The organism is Gilliamella sp. Nev6-6 (assembly GCF_001690605.1).
GTDB classification, from domain to species: Bacteria; Pseudomonadota; Gammaproteobacteria; order Enterobacterales; family Orbaceae; genus Gilliamella; species Gilliamella apicola_C.
The window spans coordinates 35,778-52,020 of record NZ_LZHP01000053.1; the positions used below are offsets into that span (position 1 = coordinate 35,778).

Below are 16,243 nucleotides of genomic sequence, written 5' to 3' on the forward strand. Positions count from 1 at the left end.
AGTGAAGATGAAATTATTAAAACTATTTATCGCTTTAAACCTAAGCGTAAGTTTAGGTGTTTTAACACCATTATCTGCCAATGCTGCACCTAAAGTTGTAGAGCAAGTTGCTGCAATTGTAAATAACAACGTTATTTTAGAAAGTGACGTTAATGACATGTTAAAAACAATTAAAGCTAGTACCGATTCTAGAAACTTACCCAATGATAAGGTGCTCAGACAACAAATCATTGATCGTCTAATTATTGAAAACCTAATTTTACAAAAAGCAGCTAAAGCTAAAATCACTGTTAGCGATGACGAGGTAACTAGTGCTATTAACAGAATCGCTGCCCAAAATGGCATGACTATCGATCAGCTTCGAAGCAAGTTGTCAACAATGGGGATCAGCTATGGAGCGTATCGTGAAAGAATCCATAATGACATGTTGATTGAAGAAACACGAATGCATGAAGTAAGACCAAGAATCAAAGTTTCAGAAAAAGAAGTTGATAACTTAGCTAAAAACATTGCTCGTCAACCAACTAATAATATTGATGTAAAAATTAGCCATATTTTGATTTCTATTCCAGAAAGAGCATCAAAACAACAAATAGATAATGCAACAAATAAAGCACGGGATATTATTAATCGAGCTCAAAAAGGGGAAAATTTTGCTAAATTAGCCACTTCATATTCAAACGATGATCTTGCTTTAAAGGGTGGTAGTATGGGTTGGCGTAAACTTAATGAGTTACCGACTATTTTTGAAGAACGCTTAATACGTGCAGCAAAAGGCAGTATTATTGGCCCTATCCGCTCTGGCGTGGGTCTGCATATTTTAAAAGTTGATGATACACGTTCAGAAGCACCAAAAACAATTACAGTCCAAGAAGTAAATGCTCGTCATATTTTGATTAAAACAAATGTGTTAGTCACAGACCAAAATGCAAAACAAAAACTTGCTGATATTCGTAAATCAATTACTAGTGGTGCAACAACTTTTGAAGCAGCTGCTAAAGCTAATTCTGAGGATACAGGTACAGCGAGTAAAGGGGGAAACTTAGGTTGGAACCGTCCTGAGATTTATGATAGCGGTTTTAGAAATGCACTAGCTCAATTAAAAAAAGGGGAAATAAGTCAACCAATAAAATCATCTTATGGTTGGCATTTAATCGAATTAATCGATACAAGGCGGATTGATGGGAAGAATGCCATGGAAAAGGCACAAGCTTATCAACTTATTTTTAATCGTAAATTTGTTGAAGAGGCCCAAGTGTGGATTCAAGAAATAAAAGGTGATGCCTATATTAAAATTACAGGTGAAGATAAACATGAATAGCCGTGTTCATCAAGGGCATTTTGCCCGCAAGCGATTTGGGCAAAACTTTTTACATGATAATTATATTATCGAAAATATAGTTGCAGCTATACAGCCCAAAAAAGAGCAGGCTCTAGTCGAAATAGGCCCTGGCCTTGCAGCATTAACTGTACCGATAAGTCAATGTGTTGATCATTTGACCGTTATAGAGATCGACAGAGATTTAGCCAACAGATTAGTGGAAAACCCACTATTGAAAAATAAACTAACTGTCATTGAACAAGATGCACTGACCTTTGACTTTAATCAACTAGCTGAGCAATTAGACAAACCATTAAGAGTATTTGGAAACTTACCTTATAATATTTCAACACCTTTAATGTTTCATTTATTCGAATATGCAAATATCATTACTGATATGCATTTTATGCTACAAAAAGAAGTAGTAACTCGCTTAGTTGCTGCTCCTAATAGTAAAGATTATGGTAGATTGAGCGTCATGGCTCAATATTATTGTCAGATCATACCTGTTCTCGAAGTTCCACCAACATCATTTAAGCCAGCACCAAAGGTTGATTCAGCTGTTGTTAAATTAATTCCTTATAAAGAAAAGCCTTATATTGTTAATGATATAAAAATACTTTCTCGTATTACGATGGAAGCATTTAATCAACGACGTAAAACTATTCGTAACAGTTTAAGCAACATGTTTACTGCTGAACAGCTAGAGGATTTAAATATTGATCCAAGTTTACGTGCAGAAAACTTAACAGTACAGCAATACTGCCAACTTGCAAACTCATGGTGTTAACTATATGGCAAACTTACTTATTGGCGATATTCATGGGTGTTATGATGAATTTATGCGAGTACTTGAAAAAGCAAAATTTTCATCATCAGACACGCTATGGCTAACCGGTGATCTCGTTGCCAGAGGGCCAAAATCATTAGATGTCCTAAGGTTTGTTAAACATAATGCCAATCAAATTCGATTAGTATTAGGTAATCATGACTTACATTTATTATCAATTTATGCAGGTGTTACTGTTTCTAAAAAGAAAGATAATCTTGAATGCGTAATCAATGCGCCTGATTTTGATGAATTAATGAATTGGCTACGTAAACAACCATTGGTTCAAATTGACGAGTCACTAAAACTAATTATGACCCATGCTGGTATTTCACCACAATGGGATCTTGAAACACTAAAAAAATGTGCCAATGACTTGAACATTATGTTATCTAGTGACTCTTATGCCTTATTCCTTGATAAAATGTATGGTAACTTTCCTGATGAATGGTCGCCTGAACTAAAAGGTTTAGATAGACTGCGCTATATTGCTAACGCATTAACTCGCATGCGTTTTTGCTATGAGGATGGTCGCTTAGATTTTTATTGTAAAAAGTCGCCCGAGCAAGCACCGTCAAAACTTAAACCTTGGTTCTTATTATCAAGTAAAATTCCAAAAGAATATAGTATTGTTTTTGGTCATTGGGCAGCGTTAAACGGAAAAGGCACACCTGAAACCATTTACGCACTTGATACAGGGTGTTGTTGGGGTGGAAAGTTAACATGCTTACGATTTGAAGATAAAAAATATTTCAAGAAACGTAATATTGAAACAAAAAGCTAAAGTTACTATTAAAAAGGACCAATTATTATGTCTACTTTATCTGTCATTAAATCAATATGGAAAATAATTAACTTTATTAGAGAAATATTTCTTAATCTAATATTTCTAATAATTATTATTTTAATTTTTAGTGTTATCACATTAATCAAAGAAACACAAAAACAAGAAATTGTTCCACAATATGGAACTTTGGTTTTGGATATTGAAGGGATTATTGTTGATAACACACTCTATAGTGATGAAATTTACGCCTTACAAAATAAAATTTACGGCAAAAAAATAAATACCTCCCGTGAAAATAGTTTATTCGAATTGACGCAAAAAATAGCTCAAGCGGCCAATGACCCAAAGATTACTAGTATGGTCCTAAAATTAGATAATTTTGTTGGCGCAGACATGAGCGCTCTTCAATATATGGGTAAATATTTGGCTAAATTTAGCGAAGCTAATAAACCAATTTACGCTTTTGGTTCGAGCTTTAATCAAAGCCAATATTATTTAGCAAGCTATGCAGATAAAATCTATTTGACACCTATTGGCGCTGTTAATGTATATGGATTAGCAGCCAACAACCTATACTATAAAACCCTACTTGATAATTTAAAAATCAACACACACGTTTTTAGAGTGGGTACTTATAAGTCTGCTATCGAGCCATTCATTCGTAATGATATGTCTGAAGAAGCAAAAAGCAATACGACTCGTTGGCTAACACTTATGTGGAATAACTATCTTGACGATATATCAACGCAACGAAAAAAAGCTAACACACAATTGGTTCCAGCACCAGATACTATGTTAGCTAATTTAAAAGTAGCGAATGGAAACATGGCTCAATATGCTATATCTAATGGATTAGTTGATGTCATTGCATCTAACTACCAGTTTGAGTCCGAATTGACTCAGAAACATCAATTAAGCATTTATGATTATCAACTTAAATCAAAAGATAAAGAGTTAGATAATGATAACAAGCCACTTATTGCAGTTGTTTTTGTCAACGGTACTATTAGCGATGGAGAAAACAGTAGTAATATTGCTGGTAGTCAAGACATTGTAGAACAATTAAGAAATATTCGTAAAAACTTAACTAAACATAACATACAAGCAGTAGTATTGCGAGTAAATAGCCCTGGAGGCAGCGTAGATGCATCAGAAGCAATCCGTAGTGAATTGGATGCATTACGTAGCTATAAAATTCCTGTTGTCGTCTCTATGGGCGGAATGGCTGCATCAGGTGGATATTGGATATCAACCGCATCTGATTACATTATTGCAAGCCCAAATACCATTACAGGCTCTATTGGTATCTTCGGTATTATTCCAACATTTGAAAAGTCATTATCTCATATTGGTGTTTACAGTGATGGAGTAGCTACCTCACCGTTAGCGGGAAATAGCTCAACGCAAGAACTACCTACCGAAATGAATCAACTAATTCAAATGAATATCGACAATGGCTATCAAACATTTATTTCTTTAGTAGCAAAAGCAAGGAATATGACGACTGAGCAAGTTGATAAAATAGGACAAGGCCAAGTTTGGTTAGGCTCAGAGGCAAACAAAATTGGGCTTGTTGATAAATTAGGTGACTTCGATGACGCCATTGAAACGGCTGCAACATTGGCTCATATAACCGATTACGAAATTGACTGGCAAAAACCAAATGGAAATTGGTTTAATGCATTTTATTCAAATATGATAGCAATGTTGCCTCAATCAACTGCTGAAATAGTTTTTGAACAACTACCTGAAGCAAAACAACTTAAACAGCAGGTTTCTTTATGGAGTAAGTTTCACGACTCTCAAAATCGATATATTTACTGCTTGAATTGCGCCGATGTGCGTTAGTAATAATTTATCCGCCTAATGGCGGATATTTCCTCTAATTTAATCTAATTTATTGCTTAAACTATTTTTCTCTGGTTGAAAAAAATAGCGCATATGATTCATAGCCTCATAAATGTATTGATAATTCGGTGTTTCATTAATTTCACGATTATGTAAATCCATATGATGACTAATACCTAATCGATTCACAAGATAGATATTACTAGATGTCTTTACCGCATAAGAACTATAATTTGACATTAAAAGCCAGTTACGATCGACGATGGAGCTAAATAAATCATAACCTGTCGAATAATCACTTATATCATTTTTCACATATAAATAGTGTTTCATTAAGGTTGGAACAACATCTTCATGACTAGTTAGTTTTCTGCTATTACCTTTGATTTTTTCTAACTCTTTTCCTCCAATGATAATAAAAGGGACTTTTGTTTGCGCATCCGTATAATTACCATTATGCCCCCAAAATCCTAATTTATTATCATTCATCTCTTGAGAATGATCGCCAGTAATGACTACTATTGTGTCTTCTAATGAGTTTGATTTAACTAGTTCATCGTAGACATTTTGCAATAAAGAATCGTCATAATAAACACTTTGCTTATAGCGATTAAAAATTGGCAAAGGATCGGTGTCATTATTCAATGTCATATAATTTAAATCACCAATAGGTTTAAATTTTACCAATGAATCGGCAGGGAAATCATAAGCATGAGGAGCATCATAAAATAAAAATGAAAATGTTGGTTTAGAAGCATCTCGTGTTTTATACCATGCCAACCAATCGTCTGTGATTTGCCTATCTCGACTTGATGCCGAACCATCTTTACTACTGATTCTTAAATTTTTGATAGTGACAAATACGGTTCGATCAAACTCAGGAGCAGAAACTTTAGCTGACGTAAAGATGCCAATATTATAATTTTCTTTCTGTAATGTAGTAATAAATAGTGAAGGGATACTATTTCGTAAAAACGCATCCCAATAGGTACCAGGAATACCATAAAACAATCCAAAAATACCAGTACGTGTTGCATTACCCGTTGAATAATGGTTATCAAAAACTACACCATTATTTTGCTTAACAAAACGAAATGTATTAGGAGAAATTTCTTCACTAAATGTATCATATCGCCAAGAATCTAAAACAATAAACATAATATTTTTAGGTTTATTATTATCTGGATTAATCACCAGTGGTTTTTTTGGATAATAAACACTGGCATTACTATTGTCCTTATTATACACAACTTTTCTTTGCCCTTTTTCATCAAAAAAACTCATAATTTTTTTTGATGTAAATGGGCGATAAAGTGGAATATATTCTTTTACTGCCATAATAGGCGAATAAGCATAATAAAATGCGATCATATGCACTACATGACTAATCAAAAATGAACTAAAAAAAAATATTGTTGATAGTAAGATAATTCTTGATTTTTTTTGCGATAAAACCAATTTATTATTAACAAAATAAAGAATGAAATACTCTGCACAAAATGAAATAACAATAAGCACAAGCATTAAAAGGTAAGTCAACATTGAAAAATCAACAATCTGACCAGAAAAAACCATCGATAAAACAGATTGATTTATATGAAACCGGTATTGTTCAAAAACAATCGTATCAATATATAATCCAATTTGGAAAAAACTAAATAAAATAGCAAGAATGATATTACGAATAAATTGCTTAAGTAAAAGCAGAGGAGTACAAATAATTAAAAGTAGCAAGTAGGCAGAGAAGAAATGCCCCAATACCGCAAATATTGAAAATACCATCCCTAGCCAATGAAATGAGCCCCCAGGAACAAGAAAGAATCGAATTGCTATTATTGATGAAATAAAGATATTAATTAGAACAAAGGGATATAATTTTTTCATAGTATTTGTTATCAAGAAGTTCACTTTATATTATATGAATATTACAGCATTTTATACTTAAAAGTGGTTCTTTCTTGAAACTTTTTAACAAACTAGCACTGCTAAATAAATTTCTCATAAAATATTAACAAAAAGGGCTCACTTTAGGAGCCCTTTTCACTTAATTGGAGTAAAAAAATTATCGACGATCGGCAAAGATTCTCAGTAACATAATAAATAAGTTAATGAAATCGAGATAAAGCGTTAATGCTCCTAAAATAACAAATCGTCTAAACATATTGGGGTCATCTTGTGATAATTGATCGCCTAACTCTTTAAGTTTTTGTGTATCATAAGCCGTTAACCCAGCAAAAACAAATACACCTATATAAGTAATTGCCCACATTAATGGCTGACTATGCATAAAGATATTTACTATTGAAGCAATGACAATACCAATTAACCCCATAAACAAGAAACGTCCAAATCCTGATAGATCTCGTTTAGTGGTATAACCGTAAAAAGCCAAAGCAGCAAACATACCAGCTGTAATAAAAAATACGCTTGCTATCGAAGATGATGTATAAACAATAAAGTAAATTGAGAACGTACAACCATTTAAAACTGAATAAAGCATAAATAACGTTGTCGCAACAGCCCCAGAAAGTCGATTAATTAAGCCAGAAATGACAAAAACTAATCCAATCTCAGCAATCAACAATACCCACATGCCTTGGTATAATAAGTTCAAAAGCTCAACATTACTAGATGCATACCAAGCCACCAAAGCTGTTAATAACAATCCAACTGTCATCCAGCCATAAACATGGCTCATGTATGTTTGAATACGACTACCTGTTTGTTCAATGATTGAACCATTAGGCGAATAATTTTTCATTAATAACCTCTCATTAAAAAGAATGATATAACTTTGTATCATTATAACCTAAATTATATCTAAAGCCATTTTTTCAATGCCTCTTTATCTGTTTTTTTAGCATCTACCCACTTTTGCCCGTTAGGTGTTTTTTCTTTCTTCCAAAAAGGCGCTTCGCTCTTTAATATATCTATAATAAACTCTGTGGCAGCAAATGCATCTGAGCGATGTGCACTACTCGCGCCCACAAAAACAATTTGCTCATTGGCATTAATTTCACCTACCCGATGAATTATTGCTATTCGGCTTAATTGCCAACGTTCTCTTGCTTGAGCTGCGATATTAGCTAGCACCCTTTCTGTCATACCTGCATAATGTTCTAAAAATAGGCTTATCGTTTGCTTTTCAAGACTACGAACTTTGCCCATAAAAGTGACAATAGCTCCATCTTGCGGTAATTGAGAAAGCCAATCATTAAGCTGATTAACATCAATAGGGTCGTTATTAACTTTGATAAGATCCATAATGCTATCCTCCTGTTACAGGTGGAAAGAATGCAATTTCATCGTTTTCTTGAATAATATAATCAAGATCAACCAAAGTTTGATTTACTGCACATAAAACAGCACTTTCCGTAAAAGCCAATAGCCACCGTTCACCGCGTTGACTTAACTGCTCAATAAGATGAGAAACTGAAAGTTCATTAGCATCTAACATAACACACGTAGTTCCCACTAATTCTCTAATTTGTGCAAAAAAAATAACTTTATTCATCTTATCTCTACTAACTTTTTAGGCTATAAAATCACCCGACTTACCACCACTTTTGGTCAGCAAGCGCACCTGAGAAATCACTATATCTTTTTGTACAGCTTTACACATGTCATAAATAGTTAAAGCAGCGACAGAGGCGGCAACCATTGCTTCCATTTCGACACCGGTTTGCCCATTTAATCGACAAAAAGATTGAATCTTAACACAATTGTTTATTCGATCTGGTTCGATTTTAATTTCAATTTTACTCAAAAAAAGCGGGTGGCAAAGCGGGATAAGCTCCCATGTTTTTTTAGCCGCTTGAATACCAGCAATTCTTGCCGTTGCAAAAACATCTCCTTTATGATGTTTACCATCAATAATCATATTCAGTGTTTCAGTTTTCATTAAAACCAATGACTCAGCACTTGCTTCTCGCATTGTTATCTGCTTATCTGAAACATCAACCATATGAGCATCACCATGTTGATTAATATGCGAAAATGATTTGAGCATTATTTTATCCTTTACAATTTATTCTCATTAACTATAGCCAAGATAGCAAATTTTACGAATAGTTACCACTATTGCATATTAGTTTACCAACTAATATATCTCGGTGAACAAACAAATTTTTCTGTAATAATAAATTGCCTTTGATAGCTTTTGCGGGTTAAGTAAAAACTGCGTACAATATAGCTTTATATTAATCGTAACATTTGTGATTTTTGATGCTTATTGCTCATATAGCCTTGCCTGTACCACTTTATCAACTGTTTGATTACCAATTGGCGAAACCTGCTCAGATTGGAATGCGGGTGAAAGTGCCTTTTGGCAAACGTAACATAATAGGAATTATTGTTAGTATTGATGAAAAAACTGAGTTTGATATAAAAAACTTAAAATCAATTACGACAGTTATTGATACAGAGCCTGTTTTTCCCCCTTCTATCTGGCAATTATTAGAGTGGGCGGCTAGTTATTACCATTATCCTATTGGTGAAGTTTTATTCCATGCTATGCCTATTTTACTCAGGCAAGGGCACCAAGCAGTCAAAGATGAGACAAAACGATGGCAATTAACAGCATTAGGAAAACATATAGATCTGCAATTGCTATCTCGTGCTCCAAAACAAAAGTTATTATTATCTTCATTTAGAAATAATACTATACCTGACACGAATGTAAGTAGTGCCACGTATAACGAATTACAAAAGAAACAACTTATAGAACAAGTCACCTATCTGCCTAGTAATATTCAATGGCAAAAAAATTTTTCAACTAATGTTAGTTCTATTCAGCTAAATAAAGAACAGATCCATGCTATAAATGCAGTGAATGAGGAAATTAACCAATTTAAGGTATTTTTGCTAGAAGGAGTTACTGGTTCGGGTAAGACAGAAGTATATCTAAATGTGCTATCGACTATCTTAGCAGCAGGGAAACAAGCGTTAGTATTAGTTCCTGAAATTGGCTTAACACCACAAACAATAAAACGTTTTAAACAACGCTTTAATGCACCTATTGATATTTTACACTCAGGATTAACAGATAAGCAAAGGCTTAACGTTTGGTTAAGAAGTAAACGTGGAGAAAATGCTATTGTTGTTGGTACTCGTTCATCACTTTTTACCCCATTTAAAAACCTAGGAATGATCATTATTGATGAAGAACATGATAATTCCTATAAACAGCAAGAAGGTTGGCGTTATCATGCACGAGATTTAGCAATCATTCGAGCTAAATTTGATAATATTCCAATTATTTTAGGTTCAGCAACCCCATCTCTTGAAACACTTAATAATGCGCAAAACAAAAAATACCATTTATTGCAATTAACAGAAAGAGCAGGTAATGCAACATTAGCTAAACAATCAATTTTGGATATACGTGGGTTAATGCTTACTTCTGGCTTATCTCAACCTTTAATTGAACAAATAAAAAAACATTTGTCTAACAACAATCAGGTAATGTTATTTTTAAATCGTCGAGGATTTTCACCACTATTGATATGCCATGATTGCGGTTGGATTGCCGAATGCCCTCGTTGTGATAGGCCTTACACATTTCATCAAAAACAAAAAAAACTGATTTGCCACTATTGCGATACGCCAAGAACATTGCCCAAACAGTGTCCAAAATGTGGCTCTACACATTTAATGCCAATTGGATTTGGAACGGAACAACTTGAACAACAACTTGAAGTGCTTTTTCCTTACATCAAGATTAGCCGTATTGATCGCGATACAGTTAGTAAAAAAGGTTCATTAGATACCTATCTACAAACGATCCAACAAGGTGGTGCACATATTTTAGTTGGTACACAAATTTTGGCTAAAGGGCATCATTTTCCTGATGTTACTTTAGTTGGAATTATTGATGTCGACGGTGCTTTATTTTCAAGCGATTTTCGTGCAACTGAACGATTTGCTCAAATTTATACTCAAGTATCAGGAAGAGCTGGTCGCGAAGCAAAAGCGGGGGAAGTTATTTTACAAACTCATCATCCAGATCACCCCTTGTTGAACATTTTACTAACGAAAGGCTATCAACAATTTGCTAAACTAACACTGCAAGAGCGACAACAAACGCAATTACCGCCATTTAGTTACCAAGCATTAATTCGTGCTGCAGATCGGAATAACCATTATACTCCTGCATTTTTACAGCATATTCATGATTGGTTAAAAGTACATTATGGGCCTGCTTTATGGCAACTTGGACCAATGCCAGCTAGCCAACCTAAGAAAGCAGGTTACCATCGTTGGCAATTACTCCTTCAGCATACAAATAGACAACAATTACAACAAATATTAGATCAATTATTAATAACAATCGCTAAATGGAGTGAAACATCAAAATTGAGATGGAGTATTGATGTAGATCCTATCGATAATTAGCGTAATATTATTTCCACCAATACCAATTGGTGGAAATAATAAATTATAATGTTATTTTACCAGCATTTTTGTCCAGTGTTGCCTGTCCGATACCTGAAACTTCTTTTAACTGCTCAACTGAAACAAAAGGCCCAAATTTTTCTCGATATTCTATAATCTTCTGAGCTTTATTCGGGCCAATTCCACTCAACATTTTTGATAGCTCTTCTGCTGTTGCAGTATTTATATTTACTTGAACAATTTGTTTTTGTTCCTGTTTTATTGGCTCTGGTGTTGTAGAAGCCGAATCGGCAAAACTTGTGTTTGAAAAAATAAAGCTTGATAACATAATACATAATAATGGAAATACTTTCATTTGATTAACCTCTTAAAATAGTTACGCAAATAAATTTGCTTTACAACTATCTCACTTAATCAAATGAAAAAATTTCATGAATAATAAAAATGAGAAAAGCCACCTAGGTGACTTTCCATTTTTGCTATTATTTCTACTATTTTGGAGGTTAAATCACAAATTTGCATCAGGCATAATTTCTATCTTAGCCTTAGAACGTATATCTGTGGCAAGATAATAATGCATATCATTAAGTAATATAGGTAATAGTTCTGAAGAAATATCTTTGTATTCTTTTGGTGTATCTACCTTAGTTAGCGCAACAATATACGCTGTTTTATCATCCAAAAGTTCCGCACCATAAACAGGTTTTCCGGATGCTAAAGGGTGTAAATTAAAAACCATATTAACAACGTTTTGATCAATTTCGGTTGAATTTCGATTCAACGTATATTTTTTTGCAAACTGTACGTTTTTAGCACTTCCTTTTTCATTTAGTTGAACCAATGCATTATCAATATTTGATTTAAATTGTTTTTTAGCCATTTCTGCAAAAAGCTTTTTATGGATTTCATCTTTAACTTCATCAAAAGGGGCAATGCCTTCAGGGCGATAATCAACTGTTTGTACAACAAAATCATACTTTCCATAATTTCTATCTGCTGTTATTAAATCAGAAATTTTATTAGTTGCTTTCTCATCAACAATCATTTCGTCACTAAAAATGACATCTCTCACTTCAGGATGAGAAGCAATCGAAAACTTATCATTGAAAGTGATCCAATCCGAAGTTCTTACTTCAAGACCAACTTTTTCAGCAAGTTCTTCAATGTTCTTAGGAGATTTTTTCAAAGCAGCATTAATCATTTTTTCTTGCTTTTCTAAAGCTTGTTGTATTTTTTGCTTAGTTAACTTTGAATCAATTTGATATTTTGCATAATCATAATCCATAAATTTTTTAGGTTGCATACCATCCAATTTTACTATCACATACCCATCATCCACAGCGATTGGCAAGGAAGTTTTACCTACTTTATTCAACTTAGCATCTTTAAGAAATTTAGGTAAAGAATCATCATCAGCAAACCAGCCCAAAAAACTGTTCTCACCATATGGAGAGGTATGATTATCTTGTTGGTTCGTTTTAACCATCTTTTCGAAATCAGCTCCAGAAGAAAGTTCTTTAGCAATTTTATTAGCTTGTTCTTTATCGGTTACAAAAATTATACTGTAAGCTTTCTTTGCTGGATATGAATAATTTTTAATGTTTTTATCATATTCATTTCTTAAATCACTTTCAGTAACAACAATTGTTTTTCTTATTAAGTCTTCAGAAGCCACGATATATTTAACTTTTACTCGTTCACTTTTAAAAAACTCTTTGGGATGTTCATCATAATATTTTTGTTCATCATCTAACGTAACATTTAATTCATCAATACCACCTATAGAAGTATCAACTAAAGTAGCGTATACATTTCTAGTTTGATTTTTGAGTGAGCCTATTTCGGAGTCATTTGGCAAAACAAAGCCACTATTTACTATAGCATTAACAGTTTGTTGTTGTTGTAATACGGTTCTTATAATTTCGGCATAACTATCTGGAGTGAAATGATTTTCAGCAAGAAGATTTAAATAAGTTTGATTATCAAATTTACCATTTTTGAAAAAGTCTCTTTGTTTCTTAATAAACTTTTTAATCTGATCATTACTAATAGCTACACCAATACTTTGCGAAAACTTATAAGCTAAATAATTATCAATTTGATGAGATAATACATTACGGCGTATCTGCTTAATAAAAGAACTATCACCGCCAGCCTTTGCTGTTACAGCTCTTGCTTGGGCTTCAAATTCAGCTCTGCTAATACCCTCACCATCAACTTTTGCTATGTACAGCTGCTGATCTCGTGGGCTATTACCACCGCTAAAGCCCAAAAATCCGACGCCTGTGAAAATAAAACATACAATAATTATTGCAAAAATAATCTTAACAAAAATATTATTTGCTGCTGTTCGGATTGTTTCCATCATTTCTTGCGATTCTCCATATACCTAATGTTGAATTTTGAAAGTATAGCACATTTAACTAAATTGGCTATTGCCAGAATGTTAAGCCTCAAAAAAAAGATCAACATAAAGTTGATCTTTTTTTAAATTATAAGATAGATTAATTTAATCTAACAGAATTCCCAACATTATTTTTTACTTTCTTTATAGCTTTTTTCGCTGGTTGCTTCAATGTGACTTTTTTATCTATTGGCTCTATACCTAATGGATTATTTTTTAGCGCAATTGTGAGCACTTCATCAATCCATTTTACTGGGCGTATATCAATTTCAGATTTCACATTATCAGGGATTTCTTCCAAATCTTTAACATTATCCATTGGAATCAATACCGTTTTAATCCCGCCTCGGTGAGCAGCTAATAACTTCTCTTTTAGTCCCCCAATAGGTAATACCTCTCCACGTAATGTTATTTCGCCCGTCATCGCAACATCAGAACGAACAGGATTACCGGTTAATGTGGAAATAAGTGAAGTACACATTGCAATACCTGCACTTGGTCCGTCTTTTGGCGTTGCGCCATCAGGCACATGCACATGGATATCGCGTTTTTCATAAAAATCATTATTAATACCCAATTTTTCTGCACGAGATCGAACAACTGTCAATGCCGTTTGAATTGACTCTTGCATTACATCGCCTAATGAACCTGTATAAGTTAATTTCCCTTTACCAATTACACTTACTGATTCAATAGTAAGTAAGTCCCCACCTACTTCTGTCCATGCAAGACCAATAACTTGACCGATACGGTTTTCATTATCCGTTTTACCATAATCAAAACGCTGTATCCCCAAGAAATCTTTTAAGTTATCCTGTGTCACAGTTACTTTCTTCAATTTGCTGTCTAACGCCAATTTTTTAACAACTTTACGGCAAATTTTTGCAATCTCTCTTTCTAAGCCTCGAACGCCTGCTTCGCGCGTATAGTAACGAATGATTCCAATAATGGCTGAGTCATCAATACTAATTTCTCTTGATTTTAAACCATTGTTTTCTATCTGCTTAGCGATCAAATGTTGCTTAGCAATATTCAGCTTCTCGTCCTCCGTATAACCAGAAAGGCGAATAACTTCCATTCTATCCAATAATGGCGCTGGAATATTCATAGAATTAGCAGTTGCAACAAACATTACATCGGATAAATCGTAATCAACTTCCAAATAATGGTCACTAAATGCATTATTTTGTTCTGGATCAAGCACTTCTAATAATGCTGATGCAGGATCACCACGCATATCAGTTGCCATCTTATCAATTTCATCTAGTAAAAATAATGGATTTTTAACCCCCACTTTTGCCATACGTTGAATCAATTTACCTGGCATCGAACCAATGTAAGTGCGTCTATGCCCTCGAATCTCAGCCTCATCGCGCACGCCACCTAATGCCATACGAATATACTGACGTCCTGTTGCTTTAGCTATCGATTGACCCAGTGATGTTTTACCTACTCCTGGGGGACCAACCAAACATAAAATAGGTCCTTTCACTTTATTAACGCGACTTTGAACTGCTAAATATTCTAAAATTCTATCTTTTACACGTTCAAGTCCATAATGATCTTTATCTAAAACTTTTTGTGCCCCTTCAATATCTTTTCTAACTTTACTACACTTATACCAAGGAACTTGAATCATCCAATCAATATAACCTCGAACAACCGTTGCTTCTGCGGACATTGCTGGCATCATTTTTAACTTATTAAGTTCAGCTAATGCTTTATCCTCAGCCTCTTTTGGCATTTTAGCTTTAGTGATTTTTTCTTTTAGCTCTTCGTATTCATCAGTCTTATTATCTATATCACCTAATTCTTTATGGATAGCTTTAATTTGCTCATTGAGATAATACTCTTTTTGAGCTTTTTCCATTTGCTGTTTAACACGTTGCCGTATATTTTTTTCAACTTGTAATAATTCAATTTCTGATTCCATCAATGAAATAAGCAATTCAAAACGTTTAGCAAGGTTAACTGTTACTAAAATCTCTTGTTTTTGATTAACTTTTAAAAATAGAGTAGCAGCAATAGAATCAGCTAAATGAGATGGCTCTTTAAGTAAACGAATAGAATCAACCACTTCCTGAGCTATTTTTTTATTAAACTTTGAGTACTCATCAAAATTAGATAAAGTTAAGCGAATCATAGCCTCACTTATATCTGAAGCCATTTTTGTTTCACTTAATGGTTTAACCTCAGCAATGAAAAATTCATTGTCGTCATGCTCAACTACATCAAGCATTTTTGCTCGTTCAACACCTTCAACAAGAACCTTCACTGTTCCATCAGGTAATTCTAGTAGCTGTAAAACATTAGCTACAGTTCCAACTTCATATAAATCATCTATAGCAGGATCATCTTGAGATGGATCTTTTTGGGTTACAAGAAAGACTTGTTTATCCATTTCCATTGCCCTTTCCAAGCAACGTATTGATTTACTTCGACCAACAAAGAGAGGGATTACCATATGAGGAAATACAACAACATCACGTAATGGTAAAATAGGCATAATTATATGTTTAGTTCGTTTTATATTCATTTTATTCTCTCTAGTAGTACAAACCCATTAGATAAATATTGGGATCGTTTTTAGATATTCAAGCCTATCTTTTTTGATTAAAATTACACTAGTTATGAAACATTATTAGCAGTATTGGCAACTTT

At 33.6% G+C, this 16,243-nt stretch carries 13 protein-coding genes; 5 read left to right on the plus strand and 8 right to left on the minus strand.

Going from position 1 to position 16,243, the window contains the following annotated elements; translation table 11 throughout:
* The first annotated feature begins 7 nt into the window (after window positions 1-7).
* Genes surA through sppA form a run of 4 tightly spaced genes read left to right on the plus strand, consistent with a single transcriptional unit; the run spans window position 8 to window position 4,785 of the window.
* Window positions 8-1,321: a peptidylprolyl isomerase SurA gene (surA, locus tag A9G42_RS06225; protein WP_065580160.1), complete on the plus strand. Its 1,314-nt coding sequence runs from the start codon at window positions 8-10 to the stop codon at window positions 1,319-1,321.
* Entirely contained in the window at window positions 1,314-2,111 is a 798-nt protein-coding gene (rsmA, locus tag A9G42_RS06230; protein ID WP_065566853.1) for a 16S rRNA (adenine(1518)-N(6)/adenine(1519)-N(6))-dimethyltransferase RsmA, read from the plus strand. Before surA ends, rsmA begins: the two co-directional genes overlap by 8 nt.
* A 4-nt stretch (window positions 2,112-2,115) precedes the next feature.
* Window positions 2,116-2,934, plus strand: coding sequence for a bis(5'-nucleosyl)-tetraphosphatase (symmetrical) ApaH (gene apaH, locus A9G42_RS06235; RefSeq protein ID WP_065566854.1), 819 nt, complete (start codon window positions 2,116-2,118; stop codon window positions 2,932-2,934).
* A gap of 27 nt (window positions 2,935-2,961) precedes the next feature.
* Window positions 2,962-4,785 carry a signal peptide peptidase SppA gene (gene sppA, locus A9G42_RS06240; protein ID WP_065652966.1) on the plus strand — a complete coding sequence of 608 codons (1,824 nt, stop codon included), beginning with the start codon at window positions 2,962-2,964 and terminating at the stop codon, window positions 4,783-4,785.
* 39 nt (window positions 4,786-4,824) lie between these two features.
* Here sppA and A9G42_RS06245 read toward each other — a convergent pair whose 3' ends face one another.
* The 5 genes from A9G42_RS06245 to moaC all read right to left on the minus strand — a co-directional run bounded on the left by A9G42_RS06245 (window position 4,825) and on the right by moaC (window position 8,794).
* The gene (locus A9G42_RS06245) at window positions 4,825-6,669 is read right to left on the minus strand and encodes a DUF3413 domain-containing protein (RefSeq protein WP_065652967.1); all 1,845 of its coding nucleotides are present in this window, start codon (window positions 6,667-6,669) and stop codon (window positions 4,825-4,827) included.
* A gap of 178 nt (window positions 6,670-6,847) precedes the next feature.
* The gene (locus A9G42_RS06250; protein WP_065566857.1) at window positions 6,848-7,546 is read right to left on the minus strand and encodes a Bax inhibitor-1/YccA family protein; all 699 of its coding nucleotides are present in this window, start codon (window positions 7,544-7,546) and stop codon (window positions 6,848-6,850) included.
* A gap of 59 nt (window positions 7,547-7,605) precedes the next feature.
* On the minus strand, window positions 7,606-8,049 hold the full coding sequence (gene moaE / locus A9G42_RS06255) for a molybdopterin synthase catalytic subunit MoaE (RefSeq protein WP_065587927.1): 444 nt from the start codon (window positions 8,047-8,049) through the stop codon (window positions 7,606-7,608).
* Window positions 8,050-8,053: 4 nt separating this feature from the next.
* On the minus strand, window positions 8,054-8,299 hold the full coding sequence (gene moaD / locus A9G42_RS06260) for a molybdopterin synthase sulfur carrier subunit (RefSeq protein ID WP_065587928.1): 246 nt from the start codon (window positions 8,297-8,299) through the stop codon (window positions 8,054-8,056).
* A gap of 18 nt (window positions 8,300-8,317) precedes the next feature.
* Window positions 8,318-8,794, minus strand: coding sequence for a cyclic pyranopterin monophosphate synthase MoaC (moaC, locus tag A9G42_RS06265; protein WP_065566860.1), 477 nt, complete (start codon window positions 8,792-8,794; stop codon window positions 8,318-8,320).
* A 215-nt stretch (window positions 8,795-9,009) separates the two neighbouring features.
* On the opposite strand from moaC, the gene priA reads away from it, so the two are divergent.
* Window positions 9,010-11,178 (plus strand): primosomal protein N', encoded by a 2,169-nt coding sequence (priA, locus tag A9G42_RS06270; RefSeq protein ID WP_065652968.1) that lies wholly within the window; start codon window positions 9,010-9,012, stop codon window positions 11,176-11,178.
* A 43-nt stretch (window positions 11,179-11,221) separates the two neighbouring features.
* On the opposite strand, the gene A9G42_RS06275 is transcribed toward priA, so the two are convergent.
* The 3 genes from A9G42_RS06275 to lon form a co-directional block, all read right to left on the minus strand.
* Window positions 11,222-11,533, minus strand: coding sequence for a ComEA family DNA-binding protein (locus A9G42_RS06275; RefSeq protein WP_065566862.1), 312 nt, complete (start codon window positions 11,531-11,533; stop codon window positions 11,222-11,224).
* A gap of 153 nt (window positions 11,534-11,686) precedes the next feature.
* Window positions 11,687-13,546, minus strand: a complete 1,860-nt coding sequence (locus tag A9G42_RS06280) for a SurA N-terminal domain-containing protein (protein ID WP_065652969.1) — start codon at window positions 13,544-13,546, stop codon at window positions 11,687-11,689.
* 136 nt (window positions 13,547-13,682) lie between these two features.
* Window positions 13,683-16,118, minus strand: coding sequence for an endopeptidase La (gene lon / locus A9G42_RS06285; protein ID WP_082211972.1), 2,436 nt, complete (start codon window positions 16,116-16,118; stop codon window positions 13,683-13,685).
* Window positions 16,119-16,243: the final 125 nt, after the last annotated feature.

Coding starts and splice junctions, on each gene's coding strand:
- moaE (WP_065587927.1), bottom strand. CDS start 8,049: ATGGATCTTATCAAAGTTAATAACGACCCTATTGATGTTAATCAGCTT.
- rsmA (WP_065566853.1), top strand. CDS start 1,314: ATGAATAGCCGTGTTCATCAAGGGCATTTTGCCCGCAAGCGATTTGGG.
- priA (WP_065652968.1), top strand. CDS start 9,010: ATGCTTATTGCTCATATAGCCTTGCCTGTACCACTTTATCAACTGTTT.
- A9G42_RS06250 (WP_065566857.1), bottom strand. CDS start 7,546: ATGAAAAATTATTCGCCTAATGGTTCAATCATTGAACAAACAGGTAGT.
- surA (WP_065580160.1), top strand. CDS start 8: ATGAAATTATTAAAACTATTTATCGCTTTAAACCTAAGCGTAAGTTTA.
- moaC (WP_065566860.1), bottom strand. CDS start 8,794: ATGCTCAAATCATTTTCGCATATTAATCAACATGGTGATGCTCATATG.
- A9G42_RS06245 (WP_065652967.1), bottom strand. CDS start 6,669: ATGAAAAAATTATATCCCTTTGTTCTAATTAATATCTTTATTTCATCA.
- sppA (WP_065652966.1), top strand. CDS start 2,962: ATGTCTACTTTATCTGTCATTAAATCAATATGGAAAATAATTAACTTT.
- moaD (WP_065587928.1), bottom strand. CDS start 8,299: ATGAATAAAGTTATTTTTTTTGCACAAATTAGAGAATTAGTGGGAACT.
- A9G42_RS06280 (WP_065652969.1), bottom strand. CDS start 13,546: ATGATGGAAACAATCCGAACAGCAGCAAATAATATTTTTGTTAAGATT.
- lon (WP_082211972.1), bottom strand. CDS start 16,118: ATGAATATAAAACGAACTAAACATATAATTATGCCTATTTTACCATTA.
- apaH (WP_065566854.1), top strand. CDS start 2,116: ATGGCAAACTTACTTATTGGCGATATTCATGGGTGTTATGATGAATTT.
- A9G42_RS06275 (WP_065566862.1), bottom strand. CDS start 11,533: ATGAAAGTATTTCCATTATTATGTATTATGTTATCAAGCTTTATTTTT.